Raw genomic sequence first — 16,562 nt, forward strand, 5'->3', positions numbered from 1 at the left:
TTATCCAACAGGACAGTTAAATAATTAACTGTCCTGTTTAATTACCTGTCTGTAAACCTTAATCCGCTCATGCCCCATATTAAGAATTTAAGCGAAAAAAAGCAGCCGCTCTGCTGACACAGACCGGCTGCTAATTATGACAAATAGTTTTAAGAACCTACTGCATTAATGTACCAGTCTGCCGTGCTCCGTACTATTTAATATTTTTTTATTAGTCTGATGCAGCCACTGGCTGGTTAACGTTCCTGCGGTCATCGCACCGCTGACATTCAATGCTGTACGCCCCATATCAATCAATGGTTCTACAGAAATCAATAAAGCCACCAGCGTAATCGGCAAACCCATTGCCGGCAGCACAATCAGCGCCGCAAATGTAGCTCCGCCGCCAACACCGGCCACACCCGCGGAACTGATAGTCACCATTCCGACCAGTGTTGCAATCCACCATGGATCCAGAGTATTGATACCTACAGTTGGCGCAATCATGGTGGCGAGCATAGCCGGATACAAACCGGCACAACCATTCTGTCCGATAGTTGCACCAAAAGAAGCAGCAAAACCGGCAATAGTTTTCGGTACACCAAGACGCTGCGTCTGAGCCTCGATATTAAGCGGAATAGAAGCAGCACTGGAGCGACTGGTAAATGCAAAAGTCAGTACCGGCCATATTTTCTGAAAATATTTACCCGGATTGATCCCAAATATGCCCAGTAACAGACCATGTACCCCGAACATCAAAGCCAGTGCCAGATACGAAACCAGTACAAAGCCTCCCAGCTTAATAATCTCCTGCATATTTGAAGAAGCCACTACTTTAGTCATCAGTGCCAGGACACCATAGGGAGTTAACAGCATTACTATCCGTACCAATTTCATTACCCAGCTTTGTAAGGTATCAATTGCCCGTAACACCCGCTCACCCTTAGCAGCATCATCTTTTAATAACTTTAATGCGGCCATACCGAGAAATACAGCAAAAATAACCACACTGATAATAGAGGTCGGATTGGCTCCGGTTAAATCAGCAAACGGATTTTTTGGAATAAAAGACAGTAATAGCTGCGGTACATTTAAATCTGCTACCTTGCCAACATAATTAGCCTGAATTGCATTAAAGCGCGCAGTTTCAGCTTCTCCCTGAATCAGACCGTTGGCAGTCAGACCAAACAGGCTGGTCAGCAAAGTACCGATCAGCGCAGCCATCGCCGTAGTAAACAGTAACACGCCGATAGTCATCAGACTGATTTTGCCTAGCTGAGCAGCATTATGTAATCGCGCCACAGCACTCAGAATTGAGGCAAACACCAACGGCATAACGACCATCTGCAATAACTGTACATAGCCGTTGCCGACTACATCAAACCATTGTACAGAAGTACGGATTACCGGGCTGGATGCTCCGTAAATCAGTTGCAGCCCTAAACCCAATCCAATACCAAGAATCATACCCAATAATACTTTTTTGGATAAACTCCATTGGGTTGAATGCGTACGGCTCAGTATCCATAATAACAATGCGAACATCATAATGTTCGCGAGCAAAGATAAATTCATTTTATACTCCTGCGCTGGCAAGCTTTCTGCCCGCGTTTGATACCTAGTGCCAGCTAAGAATACGCAAAAGTAAATAAGTTGTGAAATAGCCCTTATGCATTCACTTATTCTATTTTATTATATGCAATAAAGATAAAATACTTTCCAGTATAGTTGTATCGTCCGGAATATTGGCTTACGAATTACCCAATTCCTATTTCAGCCCCTTATATGACATACCCATCATTCAATTTAAACATCATCAGATAACAAGTTTTCTACAAACTACCGTTCATAAGCAATCATTTGAATAAATACTTGACATCAGCCCTTTATTGCCATCATGCTTGCAATTTGTTTAAACATCCTGTCTCAGGTTTAAACTTTTCGTTTAATTCTGTTTATTGGTTACATTTATGTCGGTTTACACCAGCGTTAGCGACGATGAAATGCGCAGCTTTCTGCGTGATTATCACTTAGGTCGGTTTATTGGTTTACAAGGTATCGCTCAGGGCGTTACTAACAGCAATTATTTTGTAACCACCACACAAGGGCGCTTTGTACTGACTGTTTTTGAGGCCATGACACAGGATGAGCTGCCCTTCTTTTTAGATTTAACCCGGCATCTGAGTGCTCACAGCGTAGCCTGTCCTGCTCCTATTGCCCGAACTGACGGTCGTCTGGACAGCACTCTAGTTGGCAAACCAGCCTGTCTGGTAACCTGCCTGACCGGCAGCGATACCAGCAGCCCATCCGGACAGCAATGTTTCAATACCGGAGCGATGCTGGCTAAAATGCATCTGGCCGGTAGCGAATTCACGCAGAAAATGCACAATCCGCGTTACACTGGCTGGTGGCATGAGGCCAGCAGCCGTTTATTACCCTTTCTGGATCCGGAAGATCAGCAGTTATTACAAGCAGAAATTGCTTTCTTTGATGCACATGAATGTACAAATCTGCCTGCGGGTATCATCCATGCCGATTTATTCCGCGATAATGTTTTGCTGGATGGTGAACAGGTAGCCGGATTTATTGATTTCTATTATGCATGTAACGGTAATTTCATGTATGACCTTGCCATCGCCGTTAACGACTGGGCACGTCGTGCAGACAATCATATCGACCAAAATCTGCAACAAGCATTTATACACGGCTATGAAAGCATACGCCCGCTGACTTCCGCTGAACAGGATTACTTTCCAGTTGCACAGCGAGCTGCATGTATTCGCTTCTGGGTTTCCCGCCTGCTTGATTACCATTTTCCGCAGGCAGGAGAAATTACCTTTATTAAAGATCCGAACGTTTTTAGAGATTTACTACTTAATTTACGCAAATAACATCATTATTTTTATCAAAAAACTAAAATTAGATATTACCTACCCCGCCATCTACCAGTATTTCCGCACCGAGCATAAAAGAGGATTCATCCGATGCCAGAAAAACAGCTGCTTTAGCCAGCTCTATCGGTTTGCCCAAACGTCCCAACGGTACCAATGCCTTAATTTCCTGCTGTAAATGTTTGACAGCATCCGCGTCAGTGGTATTTAAATTCATATGCGCCGGCGTGTCTGTCGGGCCGGGGACTAAACAGTTGAAGCGAATATTTCTGGATAACAGCTCTCCCGACAGTGTTTTGGCCAATGAACAGAGAGCAGCTTTACTGGACGCATAAATACTGCTTTGCGGTAAACCGATTTTGGTACTTACCGTACCGCACAAAATAACCGAACAGGGATCAGCCAGCAAAGGTAACAGCGCCTGTATCAGAAAAAACGGCCCTTTGAAATTAGTATTCATTACCCTGTCAAAAGTATTTTCATTCCAATCAGTTACCGGCAGATGAGTGACATCGGCCGCATTAATATATACGGCATCTAATCTAGGCCACATTTTGGTTAACTGTGCAGCCAGAAGCTTTTGTTCTTCAACATCAGAAGTATCACTTTGCAATATTATTACATCTGCACCTAATTCCTGCTTCGCTGCCAGTAATCTGTCTTTATTTCTGCCGGTTATGGCTACTGTCGCACCTTCGGCAATAAATTCTCTGGCAGTTGCCAGCCCTATTCCACTGCTTCCGCCTGTAATCAGTGTATATTTACCCGTTAACCTGTTCATAGATTCCCTTTCAAAAATAAAATTCAGTATAATTTAACTGGTTTACTTATGAAAGTAGGTACCAAATAGATACTAATGGAAAATAGTTATGCACACTGAAAAAAATACCCCTGATATTTATCATTGTCCTATGGTTAAATTTGTTAATTTAATTTCAGGAAAATGGGCTATTCCTATCCTGTATCGCCTGATTATTACTGATCAACCCATTCGTTTTGGCGAATTAAGGCGAGCCATCGCACCAATTACTCAGAAAGAATTAACAAAACAGCTAAAGCTGTTTGAGCAAAAAGGATTAATTAACAGAAAGCTCTACCCCGAAGTACCGCCTAAAGTTGAATACCAGATAACAGCACTGGGAAAAACTCTAAAACCGGCTTTGGTTTCCATCGCAAACTGGATGGAGCAGCATGAAAAAGATTTACTCTGAATACTACTCACCTATTCAGACAGGCTGTAACTTAAACAGCAACAGATCCGGCAACAGCTGATAAGCATCAATCAAAGAAAAATTAATTATGCATTTTAAATAATTAAATTGTTTATACTCAACCATTGATATCACTACTAAGCGCATCCATTTAAAATGCATAACTGCGTAGTCTCTGACTAATTTATAATTACATTCAATAAATTAATATTAATAGCCATATTTCCTATATACATTGACCAATAATCAACTAAACACCAAAATGGTGGCACCGGAATTATCCGGCACCACCATGATTAAACCTGCTTTTAAACATCAGTCTTCGCTAAATTTTAGCTTTAGTCAGTAATAACATTCTGGTTAAAAGTTGTAACGATATCCCGCATTAATCTGCTTCTGATTAAATTTGTTTCCTGCAGAATAAACCATATCACCATAAATATGATGCTTCCCATTCAGCCGCACATTAATTCCTATACCGTTATCCCACCAGTTACCACCAAAATCATACTTTTCTTTTGCAACACGATTAAAGGTATAAGATGTTTTTCCATCAAACTCTCTCAGGTAACCCGTTTTAAAATATACATCCACCGGGTTTTTACCACTCTGAATAGTATAACCTAAAATAAGACTGGCACGCCCTATTAATGAATTATAACTGGCCAGTCTTGTACTTAATCCATTGGTCGCATTTATGGTGGCTCCATCCTGATGTGAATAAGTAAGCTGAGCCTGTGGTTCTAAATACCAACCCTCATCCGCATTTCCTGCACCGGATAAATGAATACGTTTGCCTACTTCTGCTCCTATGGAAAAACCATTGGTATTGCCATCTCCTTTAACATGATAGCCTCCTGCGGTCATACTATTGAACTTGTTGGTCATATGCATATACTTGACTAAACCATCAAGATAAAAACCATTCTGACTTTGTAACGTACCATATAATCCTAGTGAATAGCTTTTAGTACTGCCGTCACCAACGTTGTGATCAACTTCACCCCGGCTTAGTCCGCCCATTAAACCATAATATAGGTTCACTTTATCGTAATTCAGTTTACGGTCCAGCCCCATCTGTAATCCATAATAATCCATATCAAAACCAGACAACCGATTATCATTAAACGAGTTCAGTTTCCCTGTATATATACGCCCCCATACTTTACCGCTCGCTGTATCATCGGTACGGATTTGTCCCATACGCTGCAATAAAGTTTGTGTTTCAACATAACTCATTAAATAATTTGAATTAAGAATATTGGCCGAATTTTTTGCTGTATTAGTTAAATTTGGTTTGGAACCTGGCTTTGTGTCAGAGCCACCTGATGTTCCATCACCATTACCGGTGTTGCCTGAGCCACTGCCACCATTATCGTTGCTGCCTGAGCCGGCTCCACCTTGACCGATGTCGTTTGAGCCGCCAACAGGGCCAGATGCAGACAATATCCAGTCTGAACCGTCAGGATTAGAATTGCCAAATTCGTCTAAAGTATTAAATTCATAGCCACCAATATCTATTGCTGAGGACGATAAACTAAATTTAGCATCACCACCATTGGTTTCAACCAGTTTAATTTTTTCATTTCCGGTGACTGCAGCTGCGCCTGTACCTTGATCATTGATGATAATTCGATGATTACCTGTTGCCTGTTTTGCACCGGTAATTTTCAGCATATCACTATTTAACTTCGTGCCAATTGCAGTTCGCATTTCAAACACGCCATTACCAGCCAGCGAACCTGTTGTTAATGTCATTGCATTTGTACCGTCAAGCTTCTGCACGGTGTTAGATGTATTATTATAGTCATAACCAAAGCTGACTTTGGCATCATCACTAAGTTTCAGAGAGTTAATATTTGAGCTGCTTGTCATTTTCCACTGGCTATGGCTACCGGAAAGGCCAAGATTAATCTCACCTGCACCACCATCATTGTCTAAAGAGCTTAATAACATTGATCCGTCAGTCAGAGTTAAATTGACTACTCCTTTATCCCGAAGATCTTTATTTTCACTTGAAAAAATATCTCCAATAATTTCTGATTTACCATTAATCGTCACTTTACCAGCAGTTGCTTCTATAGCCTTAAAGTCTTTAGGATCCTGAACAACGATACGGTTACCATTTGAACCATCATTAATCTCTAATTTGCCTTTGTGCTGATCCATTAAAATTGCGGTACCACCCTTAATGGTGAGGTTAAGTCCTTTATTAAATTTCATAACATCACCTCTATCTATACCATCAGAATCTTCCACTAAAGGCGATATTTGTTCAATAGCAATACCAGCACCATAATACGTGTACTCCTTGTTGCCGGATTTGATTGTACCTGGCTTAGTTGTTATATCAATGTTTACTTTATCATTAAAAGTTAATTCATTACCTGCGATATTTGGGCTCTGTGCTTTCTGCGAAGCAATGCCTATACTTGCCGTCCCTTCAATCTTTATGTTTACCTCATCATTAAACGTACCTGTTGTACGTTTAGTTCTGGAAGAATTATAAGCAGATATACCTATGTTATAGTCTCCGTCTGGGCTATATTCTTGGCCTTTTATGGTTACTTTCCTGTTAAACTCACCGTTTCCTTCACTGGACAGATACATACCACGACCACTTGTAATATCTATGTCAAGGTCACTATTTGAAACCAAGTTAGATCTACTTGATAAATAAATACCATTAAAACTATTATAGTAGTTATTAGATTTCCGACCTTTAATCTTAAATAAATCACCATTGATAGTTGTATTTTTGTCGGAAGCTGCGACAAGCCCCATTCCGCTACTACTATTCTGATCAATATCAATATGTGGTTCTGTTTTGTTTGTTATATCTATAATTAAATCGTCTGAAATTTTTATTCCAGTTTTTTTGTAATTCCCGATATTAGTATCATTAATATTTGTCTCTGCAGTTACTGCTACCGGGAGTAGTGCCAGGGTTCCTAGTGAAAGTTTAAATACTAATGTATGTATAATTGAATTTAATTTTTTCTGCTTAAAGTTATTCATTTTCATGCCTGAATCAATGTTTTCAAATTGATGTTTATTAAATAAGTTAACAGTATTTGCGTATATTAAATTTAATTGATTTTAACATTTATAATCATTTTTTAATATTTGCATATTATGCAATATTTATTAAAAAAAATATATATAGAATTATTCAGTTATTTCAAATATATATTAAAACATCTTATGCAAATAGTTTTCATTAATAATTATAATAGTACTAATAAATATACATTAGATGCACATTTATTATCTTAAGGATAAATTTTTATTTACAGTATTTAAAATCCACAGCAGATTAAACGCTAAATTTATTTAAGAATTATTATCCCTGTAAATTTATTTTTTTAACTCAAGATTGTTATTTGAACAGATAAATCTGCAAATTGCCTGGATTTAATCACGAGATATCATTCAGACCAGAAAATTTTAAATATTTAGTTTAACCTACACCGTTGTGGCGTTAATTCCGGTACTAGTATGCATACTTTTTCAAAAAGCCGATTAATTTTTGACTGCTTATAGTATTTTCTATTTAGTACACAAACTATTATCTATAATAATTTTATATCATGATGTTTCTTATATTTATTTCCAATAATAATCATAAGGTAAAAAATGGCGGTGCCATCCTGATGTGAATAAATAAGCTGTGCTTACGCTTTGAAATACTTGCCCTGTTTAACCAGATTCTGAATATTATAGTAAATTTTCTATTCATTAATATATATATATTTTCATATTACATATTGTTTATTATAATATTTTTGGCAAAATTTTTTTATAAAAACAGGTTAACAGAAGTATTATGAAAATATTTACATCATTTTCCGTCGCCAGAATAATCACTTTGCTGGTACTTTGGCTAACTGTTATCTACCTGCTAATTGGAGGGATATGGCTAATATGCCTGGGTGGTTCGCCCTTTTATGCCATTATTGCCCTGTTACTGAGTCTGTTTACTGTTCTGTATCAGTATCAGCGCAGTAGCTGCCTGTGGTTATATGCAATTATTCTGTTTATTACGCTAATCTGGGGTTTATGGGAGTCAGGCACTGACTTCTGGGCACTGGCACCGCGTTTTGATCTGCTGTTTCTGTTTGGATTATGGCTTTTAACTCCGTGGTCAACACGGCATTTATCAGCACCAAGAAGTGGAAAAATAATTATTACATTAGCATTAATTGCGATACTGGGTATCATGCTCTACAGCATCAGCCATGATCCGCAGCAAATTAATGGCACCATTACTCGCCTCCAGCCAACACCAGCGGCAGACGATAATGGTGTAGCAGCAGAAGACTGGCCGGCGTATGGTCGTACTCAGGGCGGAACACGCTATTCACCATTAACTCAAATCAATACCGCTAATGTTAAACAGCTTAAAGTAGCCTGGACTTACCATACCGGTGATTTCAAAACTGCTAATGATTCAGCAGAAACCACTAATGAACTAACACCGATCAAAATCGGCAATAAACTCTTTATCTGTACACCACACCAGTTTCTGGATGCTCTGGATGCCACTACCGGCAAACGTTTATGGCGTTTTGACCCTAAATTGCGCAGCAACAGAACTTTTCAGCATCTGACTTGTCGTGGTGTCAGCTATTATGATGCTACGACAGCACATAGTTCTGAGACCACCGCATCCGCTATTTGTCCGCAAAAAGTTTTATTACCGGTTAATGATGGCCGTTTAATTGCCGTCAATGCACAGACTGGTCAGAAATGTCCGGATTTCGGTCATAACGGTGAAATTAATCTACAAGCCAAAATGCCTTATGCTTTTTTGGGAGGATATAATCCGACCTCACCGCCTGTTGTAACACCTAGTACGATTATTATCGGTGGTTCAGTAACGGATAACCTCTCAACTAAAGAACCTTCCGGGGTAATTCGTGGTTATGATGTCAATAACGGCCAATTAAAATGGGTATTTGATACTGGTGCGGAAAACCCGAATGCGATGCCGGGTGAAAAGACCAATTTCGTGCATAATTCACCCAATGCATGGGCACCTCTGGCCTACGACCAGCAGCGTAATATTGTATATATACCCACCGGAGTGAGCACACCGGACATCTGGGGCGGTCACCGTGATAAGTTAAAAGAACGTTATGCCAATTCTCTTGTGGCACTGAATGCCTCAACCGGTAAACTGCTATGGCATTTTCAGACTACTCACCATGATCTTTGGGATATGGACGTACCGGCTCAGCCTTCACTGATGGACATTACGATACCATCCGGTAAACGGATTGCTGCTATTTATGTGCTGACCAAAACCGGTAATATTTTTGTCCTCAACCGTGAAACCGGCCAACCCATTGTGCCAGTTACTGAACAACCGGTACCACAGACTCTGAAACACGGTAAACCGACACAGGGTGAACATTATGCCGCTACCCAGCCTTTCTCAGCTTTAAGTCTGATGCCGAAAGACAAACTGACTGATAAAGATATGTGGGGAGCAACTATGTTTGACCAGCTTCTGTGCCGCATCCAGTTTAAGCGCTTAAATTATAATGGCATTTATACACCACCTTCTGAAAATGGCACACTGGTATTTCCGGGTAATCTGGGGGTATTTGAATGGGGTGGTGTATCTGTCAATCAGGATCGGCAAATTGCTCTGATGAACCCAATCGGACTGCCCTTCGTTTCCCGCCTGATTCCGGCTAATCCCGACAGGGCTCAGCAAAAACAGGGTGCCGGTACTGAGAATGGTATCCAGCCGATGTATGGTGCTCCTTATGGGGTAGAAATTAATCCTTTTCTGTCACCAATAGGCTTACCTTGTAAACAACCGGCATGGGGATTTGTAGCTGGTGTTGATTTGCAGACTAACCAAGTAGTGTGGAAAAAGCGTATTGGCACTATTCGAGACAGTCTGCCGAAATTATTTGAATTACCACCATTGAAAATTGGCGTTCCGGGTCTGGGTGGCTCAATATCCACAGCGGGTAATATTATGTTTGTCAGTGCAACTCAGGACAACTATCTGCGTGCATACAATACCAGCAACGGAGATTTATTATGGCAGACACGTTTGCCGGCCGGCGGACAGGCTACACCAATGACGTATGCCGTTAATGGTAAACAATATGTAGTACAAATGGCCGGTGGTCATAGCTCATTCGGTACGAAGATGGGAGACTATCTGATCGCCTATACTCTACCCTGAATTATTTGCGCTACAGGCGCCAAATAATCTGGGCGTATTTCGCCGTAATTGATTTATGTAATAAAAAAAGACATGTTAATAACATGTCTTTTTCATCGGATTATGCGATCAGACAACAATATTGACTAATCGTTTTGGCACAACGATAACTTTTTTCGGTGTTTTGCCATCCACAAATCGTTGTATGGCCGGATCAGCCAATGCTGCTGCCTGTACTTCATCATTACTACTATCGGCAGAAACTGTAATCTGTCCGCGCAGCTTACCATTTACCTGAACCATCAGGGTAATTTCATCCTGTACCAGTGCGGCTTCATCAACACATGGCCATGCAGCATCCCACAGCATTTTTTGCGGAGACAACTCATTCCATAATGTTTCACACACATGAGGCACAATCGGCCATAACAGACGCAATACGCACTCCAGCACTTCCTGTGCCACGGCTCGCCCGGCTTCTGTAGTGCAATCAGTCCGGTCATACTGATTCAGCAATTCCATAACCGCAGCAATTGCAGTATTAAATTGCTGCCGGCGACCATAATCATCGGTTACTTTGGCGACTGTGCTATGCAGTTTCAACCGCAGCGCTTTCAGGTCGGCAGACAAATTATCCTGACTACCGGTAAATGCGGTTACACCTGCACCCTGCTGTAAATAATCATATACAGTACGCCACAAACGGCGCAGGAAGCGATGCGCACCCTCTACCCCGGCATCTGACCACTCCAGTGATTGCTCAGGCGGTGCGGCAAACATCATAAACAATCGCGCAGTATCCGCACCATAGCGGTCAATCAGCTCTTGCGGATCCACACCATTATTCTTGGATTTAGACATTTTCTCAATGCCACCGATACATACCGGTTTACCATCTGCTTTCAGGGTTGCAGCCAGAGGCCGGCCTTTATCATCCCGCTGCAAATCCACATCTTGCGGTGCAATCCATTCTTTGCTGCCATTAGCACCTTCACGATAATACGTTTCACATACCACCATACCCTGAGTAAGTAAGCGGGCAAATGGCTCATCTACATTCAGCAGCCCCTCATCGCGCATTAACTTTGTAAAGAAACGGGCATAGAGCAGATGTAAAATAGCGTGTTCAATACCACCGATATACTGGTCTGCATTCATCCAGTAATTAGCAGCCTCTTTATCCACCATTGCGGTATTGCAATGTGGTGATGCATACCGTACCGCATACCAGCTCGATTCAACAAAGGTATCCATAGTGTCGGTTTCCCGACGAGCCGGTTTACCACAGCATGGACAGGTAGTTTCGTAAAATTCCGGCATTCTGGCTAACGGAGAACCGGCACCATCCGGTACCACATTTTCCGGTAATACAACTGGCAACTGTTCTTCCGGAACAGTGACATCACCACAATCATCACAATGGATAATCGGAATCGGGCAACCCCAGTAACGCTGCCGGGAAATACCCCAGTCACGCAGGCGATATTGTGTTTTCGGTGCACCAGCATTTTTAGCCTGTAAAATCTCACCAACACGCTCAAATGCCGCATAAAAATCCAGACCATCCAGTTCACCGCTGTTAACACACTGTGTCTGCTCTTTACTGCCATACCATTCCTGCCACGCGCTTGTATTAAAAGCATCTGTATTCTGCGTAGAGGCAATTACTTGTTTTACTGGTAGCTGATATTTAGTGGCAAATTCAAAATCACGTTCATCATGCGCCGGAACAGCCATTACCGCACCATCACCATATCCCCACAGCACATAATTGGCCACCCAGACCGGCAGCACATCGCCATTAAGCGGATTGATGGCAAAGCGTCCGGTAGGCATACCTTTCTTCTCCATCGTGGCCATGTCTGCTTCAGCCACAGAACCAGCCTTGCACTCAGCAATAAACTGCTGTAACTGAGGGTTATCAGCAGCGGCAGCTGTCGCTAGCGGATGTTCTGCAGCAACAGCAACATAAGTTGCCCCCATCAGTGTATCAGGACGTGTGGTATAGACCTGTACAAAATCTGCATACTCACCGGTTAATCCTGCTTTACTGTCTTCAACCAGCGCAAACCGTACCTGCATCCCGCGTGACTTGCCAATCCAGTTGCGCTGCATGGTTTTTACTTGCTCCGGCCAATGTTCCAATGTATCCAGGCCATTGAGCAGTTCTTCAGCATAATCCGTAATCCTGAAGTAATACATCGGGATTTCACGTTTTTCTACAATGGCACCGGAACGCCAGCCACGACCGTCTACAACCTGCTCATTGGCCAGTACAGTCTGATCCACCGGATCCCAGTTTACTGTTCCGTTTTTCTTATAAATAATGCCCTTCTGGAATAAACGCACAAACAGCCACTGTTCCCAGCGATAATATTCCGGTGTACAGGTCGCTATTTCCCGCTCCCAGTCAATCGCAAAACCCAGACTCTGCAACTGCTTTTTCATATAAGCTATGTTGTCATAAGTCCATTGTGCCGGTGCTACCTGATGTTTCATTGCAGCATTTTCAGCAGGCAAACCAAATGCATCCCAGCCCATCGGCTGCATCACATTAAACCCATTAAGCAAGCGATAACGACTCAGTACATCACCAATAGTGTAGTTACGCACATGTCCCATATGTAACTTACCTGAGGGGTAAGGAAACATCGACAGACAATAATATTTAGGTTTTGGACTAAAATCTTTAGCGTTAAATAAACGGTATTCCTGCCAGCGCGTTTGTGCAGCCGGCTCAATCTTTTCGGGACAATAATGTTCTTGCATCATGAATTATCAGTTTATTGTATAAAAATAGACCACTATTATAACAGTTTACTCAAGACACAAACTTGCAATTAATCATTCTGGCAATACAGTTATTGAGCTTAGTCCATCAATACTACAATAGCATATTAATTGCATAAACATTTTTAATATTTATATAGCATATATAAAATAAATAAAAAAAACCACCGATACCAAGGGAGGGAATATCGGTGGACAATTTGCGGGAAAACACTACTTACTCAATACTGATTGTCAGGCAAAAACAATACTGACAAAAATATTATAGAAAAATCATCATTAAACGCAGTTAAACTGTGCTAAGTCAGACAAAACAATTTATTTAATCCGCACTTTCAGATAATTCATGTGAAGAATTTAATTTTTTCAGTAATTTTAGTGCTTTATCTGGATCATCATTACGTAATATTTTCTGTACTTCGGTTTCAAGCATTAGCAGATCACTTTGAATAATCTGATTTTTCACCGCCAGAATATTATTTGCATTCATCGAAAACCGGCGCAGCCCCATCGCCATCAATAACCGTGTATATTGAGCATCACCAGCCATTTCTCCGCACACAGATACTGGTTTATTCAGACGTGCAGCGGTACGAATAACATGCAGCAATAACTTCAGTACCGCAGGATGACCCGGCTGATATAAATAACTCACACTTTCATCATTACGGTCTGCCGCCAGCGTATACTGAATTAAATCATTAGTACCGACTGAAACGAAATCAATCATCTTCAAAATAGAATTAACTGTTAATGCAGCTGACGGAATCTCTATCATCGCCCCAACCTGAATATTTTCATCAAAGGTTTCAAAGCGATCATGTAACTGTTGTTTAGCGGTATTTAGGTGAGTTAAACACTGCTGTATCTCTGTTACTGATGAAATCATTGGCCACATCATGCGCACGGGCCCCAAAACCGCAGCCCGCATAATTGCCCGCATCTGAGTACGGAACATCACAGGTTCAGCCAGACACAAACGGATACCGGTCAATCCCAAAGCCGGATTCATCGTATGACTGGGACCAAACCAGCGCGGATTTTTATCTACACCTAAATCAATTGTCCGTATGGTTAATGGTTTACCCTTCAGCTTTTTAACCACATCAGCGTATTCGGTATACAGTTCATCTTCTGTAGGCAGAGCATCACGGTTCAGATAAAAAAACTCACTGCGATATAATCCGATACCATCCATACCCAGACTATGCAGTGCTTTTATGTCATTAGCACTTTCAATATTACCCAACAACTCAATATTGATTCCATCTAATGTTGTTGCTGCCGTATTCTTAAGTTTATTTAACTGCCGTCTTAAGCTGCGAAATTCCCGCAAGCGTCGGCGATATTCCTTTAAAATAACATCATCAGGTGCAATAATAACTACACCCATTGTGCCATCTACAATAATCAGCTCATCTTCATTAATTAATTCCCGTGCATAGCCCAGTGCAATCACAGAGGGAATATCCAGGCTACGCCCCAGAATCGCGGTATGGCTAGTTGGCCCGCCGGCATCAGTAACAAATGCAGCAATACGGCTGTCTTTAAAAAAAACCGTATCTGCCGGCGATAAATCATGGGCAACAAGAATCGTATCTTCTTCAAAATCCTCCGCTTCAGTCACGACTTCTGTCGATAAACCAATCAGATTTTTAAAAATACGCTCAACTACCTGCAGCATATCCTGCTTACGTGCGCGTAAATAATTATCTTCAATTGCATCAAACTGATCTGAAAGTTTATCCGTTTGCAGTTTTAATGCCCATTCTGCATTAACACATTGTGCTTCAATAATATCTACAGGCTCTCTGGATAGACTTACATCACCTACCAGCATCAGGTGCAGAGAAATAAACGCTCCCAGTTCTGAAGGTGCATTCTGCGGAATATCTGTACGCAACTGCTCTAACTGACGGCGAGTTGTTTTGATTGCCTGCTCATAACGGGCAACTTCTGCGGGCACTTCTTCAATCGACAACTCCTGATGTGGCACATCGTCCATACCGCGCACCACCAGATGAGCACGACCGATAGCGACACCGGCCCCCACTGCAACACCATGCAGGACGATACTCATTATTCGTCTTCACCAAAATAATTATTAATCAGCTCAACCAGCGCTTGCATTGCCTGACTTTCATCAACACCGTCGGTTTCCAGCTCAATTACACTACCTTGAGCAGCAGCCAACATCATTAGTCCCATAATGCTTTTACCGTTAACGCGGCGATCTTTCCGAGTTACCCATACTTCGCACTGAAACCGGCTGGCTACCTGAGTAAATTTATTCGATGCCCGTGCATGCAAACCAAGCTTGTTGATAATCTCAATTTCCTTTTTTACCATTTCAAAGCTCATCCTGATTAGAAATAGTCATAATGCCGGCAATAGCAGCAGCTTTAACTTCATCTGCAAATTTATGTACATCATCTACTTTAGTAAAATGTTGAAGTGCCTTAATCAGCATTGGAGCATTAAGACCAGTTAGCAGAATTACATTGTCACTCTGAATTAACCGGCGCACCAGATTACAAGGTGTTGCGCCGAAAATATCAGTGAGAATCAATACACCGTGACCATAATCCAAAGATGCCAGTTTTTCTACAACCTCAGCATGTATACTTTCAACTGAATCACTACTACGTACCCCGATTAAAGTAACATTATCAGGTACAGAACCAAAAATATGCCGGATTAATTGCATATTTGCCTGCCCTACTGTCTCGTGGGTAACAATCATCAAACCTATCATTGTATTACCTATTACCATTTGGGTATTAAGTGTACTGAATAAACCCATTCAATGAGAAATAATCGTACTGACTTTTACTACCCGACAAACAATTGGCTTAATATTTCTGCCTATAAATCTCCCAATCAAAACTTATCATACTAATCACATAACAGGAAGAGTCTGTCAGAAGAAAATACAGAATAAACAATATGCATATTACTGCTACAGGGCAGCACAATAATTATATAAGTGAAATAATATTTAAGTCAGACCAGAATCTATTTCAGAACCGTTAAATAGTTATCGAATCGTTTATGGAGCGATCATCTATATAAACTGTAACCAAAAGTTTTTCATTTTTCCTAAACTATATTTCAGCCACTAAAGTTTGTATCCAAAGCTATAGTACATAGTACTTATAGCAGTGAAATTTAAAATGTTCATCGGGATAACCGAAACCCAAACTAATGCACAAGTCTACCTGATAGAAACCTACGGCACTCGCAACTACACTCAGTTCGACTACAGTGACCGCAATCAGCAAATCTACTTTCTCTTCGGTCGCGAAACCACCGGATTGCCCCAGGCATTCGCACAGGCACGCGCAGAACAGTGTCTGCGAATTCCGCAGTCAGAGCACATCCGCTCACTGAACCTGTCCAACGCCGCCGCCATCGTCCTCTATGAAGCACTGCGTCAGCAGTCCTTCCCTCTCTGACCTAGATACAGCAACAGCAGCCATTGGGCTGCTGCGGTATTGTTTTTTCTTC

11 protein-coding genes are annotated in these 16,562 nt (G+C 41.4%); 4 read left to right on the forward strand and 7 right to left on the reverse strand.

Features of this window, described 5'->3' with window-relative positions; translation table 11 throughout:
- Positions 1-165 precede the first annotated feature (165 nt).
- Positions 166-1,554 carry an L-cystine transporter gene (locus H3T75_RS10165; protein ID WP_096765901.1) on the reverse strand — a complete coding sequence of 463 codons (1,389 nt, stop codon included), beginning with the start codon at positions 1,552-1,554 and terminating at the stop codon, positions 166-168.
- A 395-nt stretch (positions 1,555-1,949) separates the two neighbouring features.
- Here H3T75_RS10165 and thrB point away from each other — a divergent pair, with 395 nt between their 5' ends.
- Positions 1,950-2,870: a homoserine kinase gene (thrB, locus tag H3T75_RS10170; protein ID WP_198211660.1), complete on the forward strand. Its 921-nt coding sequence runs from the start codon at positions 1,950-1,952 to the stop codon at positions 2,868-2,870.
- Positions 2,871-2,898: 28 nt separating this feature from the next.
- On the opposite strand, the gene H3T75_RS10175 is transcribed toward thrB, so the two are convergent.
- Positions 2,899-3,651, reverse strand: a complete 753-nt coding sequence (locus H3T75_RS10175; RefSeq protein ID WP_025329716.1) for an SDR family oxidoreductase — start codon at positions 3,649-3,651, stop codon at positions 2,899-2,901.
- An 88-nt stretch (positions 3,652-3,739) separates the two neighbouring features.
- Here H3T75_RS10175 and H3T75_RS10180 point away from each other — a divergent pair, with 88 nt between their 5' ends.
- Complete coding sequence (locus tag H3T75_RS10180; RefSeq protein WP_198211661.1) at positions 3,740-4,081, forward strand: helix-turn-helix domain-containing protein; 342 nt, start codon at positions 3,740-3,742, stop codon at positions 4,079-4,081.
- 360 nt (positions 4,082-4,441) lie between these two features.
- Here H3T75_RS10180 and H3T75_RS10185 read toward each other — a convergent pair whose 3' ends face one another.
- Positions 4,442-7,099: an autotransporter outer membrane beta-barrel domain-containing protein gene (locus H3T75_RS10185; RefSeq protein ID WP_198211662.1), complete on the reverse strand. Its 2,658-nt coding sequence runs from the start codon at positions 7,097-7,099 to the stop codon at positions 4,442-4,444.
- Between the two features lie 808 nt (positions 7,100-7,907).
- On the opposite strand from H3T75_RS10185, the gene H3T75_RS10190 reads away from it, so the two are divergent.
- Positions 7,908-10,286 carry a glucose/quinate/shikimate family membrane-bound PQQ-dependent dehydrogenase gene (locus tag H3T75_RS10190; RefSeq protein WP_198211663.1) on the forward strand — a complete coding sequence of 793 codons (2,379 nt, stop codon included), beginning with the start codon at positions 7,908-7,910 and terminating at the stop codon, positions 10,284-10,286.
- Between the two features lie 108 nt (positions 10,287-10,394).
- Here H3T75_RS10190 and leuS read toward each other — a convergent pair whose 3' ends face one another.
- The 4 genes from leuS to H3T75_RS10210 all read right to left on the reverse strand — a co-directional run bounded on the left by leuS (position 10,395) and on the right by H3T75_RS10210 (position 15,810).
- The gene (gene leuS, locus H3T75_RS10195) at positions 10,395-13,034 is read right to left on the reverse strand and encodes a leucine--tRNA ligase (RefSeq protein ID WP_198211666.1); all 2,640 of its coding nucleotides are present in this window, start codon (positions 13,032-13,034) and stop codon (positions 10,395-10,397) included.
- Positions 13,035-13,377: 343 nt separating this feature from the next.
- The gene (ptsP, locus tag H3T75_RS10200; RefSeq protein ID WP_037391768.1) at positions 13,378-15,135 is read right to left on the reverse strand and encodes a phosphoenolpyruvate--protein phosphotransferase; all 1,758 of its coding nucleotides are present in this window, start codon (positions 15,133-15,135) and stop codon (positions 13,378-13,380) included.
- The gene (locus H3T75_RS10205) at positions 15,135-15,404 is read right to left on the reverse strand and encodes an HPr family phosphocarrier protein (RefSeq protein WP_037391766.1); all 270 of its coding nucleotides are present in this window, start codon (positions 15,402-15,404) and stop codon (positions 15,135-15,137) included. The genes ptsP and H3T75_RS10205 overlap by 1 nt, the downstream gene beginning before the upstream one ends.
- Before the next feature lies 1 nt (position 15,405).
- Positions 15,406-15,810 carry a PTS sugar transporter subunit IIA gene (locus H3T75_RS10210; protein WP_084550455.1) on the reverse strand — a complete coding sequence of 135 codons (405 nt, stop codon included), beginning with the start codon at positions 15,808-15,810 and terminating at the stop codon, positions 15,406-15,408.
- A 418-nt stretch (positions 15,811-16,228) separates the two neighbouring features.
- Between H3T75_RS10210 and H3T75_RS10215 the strand changes: the two genes are divergently transcribed.
- Positions 16,229-16,510 (forward strand): tRNA (cytidine(34)-2'-O)-methyltransferase, encoded by a 282-nt coding sequence (locus H3T75_RS10215; protein WP_198211664.1) that lies wholly within the window; start codon positions 16,229-16,231, stop codon positions 16,508-16,510.
- Positions 16,511-16,562: the final 52 nt, after the last annotated feature.

The organism is Snodgrassella sp. W8135 (genome assembly GCF_016101225.1).
In the GTDB taxonomy this organism is placed as follows: domain Bacteria; phylum Pseudomonadota; class Gammaproteobacteria; order Burkholderiales; family Neisseriaceae; genus Snodgrassella; species Snodgrassella alvi.

Excerpts from the sequence above, each read along its gene's own strand:
- H3T75_RS10185 (WP_198211662.1), bottom strand. The coding sequence starts at position 7,099 with ATGAATAACTTTAAGCAGAAAAAATTAAATTCAATTATACATACATTA.
- leuS (WP_198211666.1), bottom strand. The coding sequence starts at position 13,034 with ATGCAAGAACATTATTGTCCCGAAAAGATTGAGCCGGCTGCACAAACG.
- thrB (WP_198211660.1), top strand. The coding sequence starts at position 1,950 with ATGTCGGTTTACACCAGCGTTAGCGACGATGAAATGCGCAGCTTTCTG.
- H3T75_RS10180 (WP_198211661.1), top strand. The coding sequence starts at position 3,740 with ATGCACACTGAAAAAAATACCCCTGATATTTATCATTGTCCTATGGTT.
- H3T75_RS10210 (WP_084550455.1), bottom strand. The coding sequence starts at position 15,810 with ATGATAGGTTTGATGATTGTTACCCACGAGACAGTAGGGCAGGCAAAT.
- ptsP (WP_037391768.1), bottom strand. The coding sequence starts at position 15,135 with ATGAGTATCGTCCTGCATGGTGTTGCAGTGGGGGCCGGTGTCGCTATC.
- H3T75_RS10190 (WP_198211663.1), top strand. The coding sequence starts at position 7,908 with ATGAAAATATTTACATCATTTTCCGTCGCCAGAATAATCACTTTGCTG.
- H3T75_RS10205 (WP_037391766.1), bottom strand. The coding sequence starts at position 15,404 with ATGGTAAAAAAGGAAATTGAGATTATCAACAAGCTTGGTTTGCATGCA.
- H3T75_RS10175 (WP_025329716.1), bottom strand. The coding sequence starts at position 3,651 with ATGAACAGGTTAACGGGTAAATATACACTGATTACAGGCGGAAGCAGT.
- H3T75_RS10215 (WP_198211664.1), top strand. The coding sequence starts at position 16,229 with ATGTTCATCGGGATAACCGAAACCCAAACTAATGCACAAGTCTACCTG.
- H3T75_RS10165 (WP_096765901.1), bottom strand. The coding sequence starts at position 1,554 with ATGAATTTATCTTTGCTCGCGAACATTATGATGTTCGCATTGTTATTA.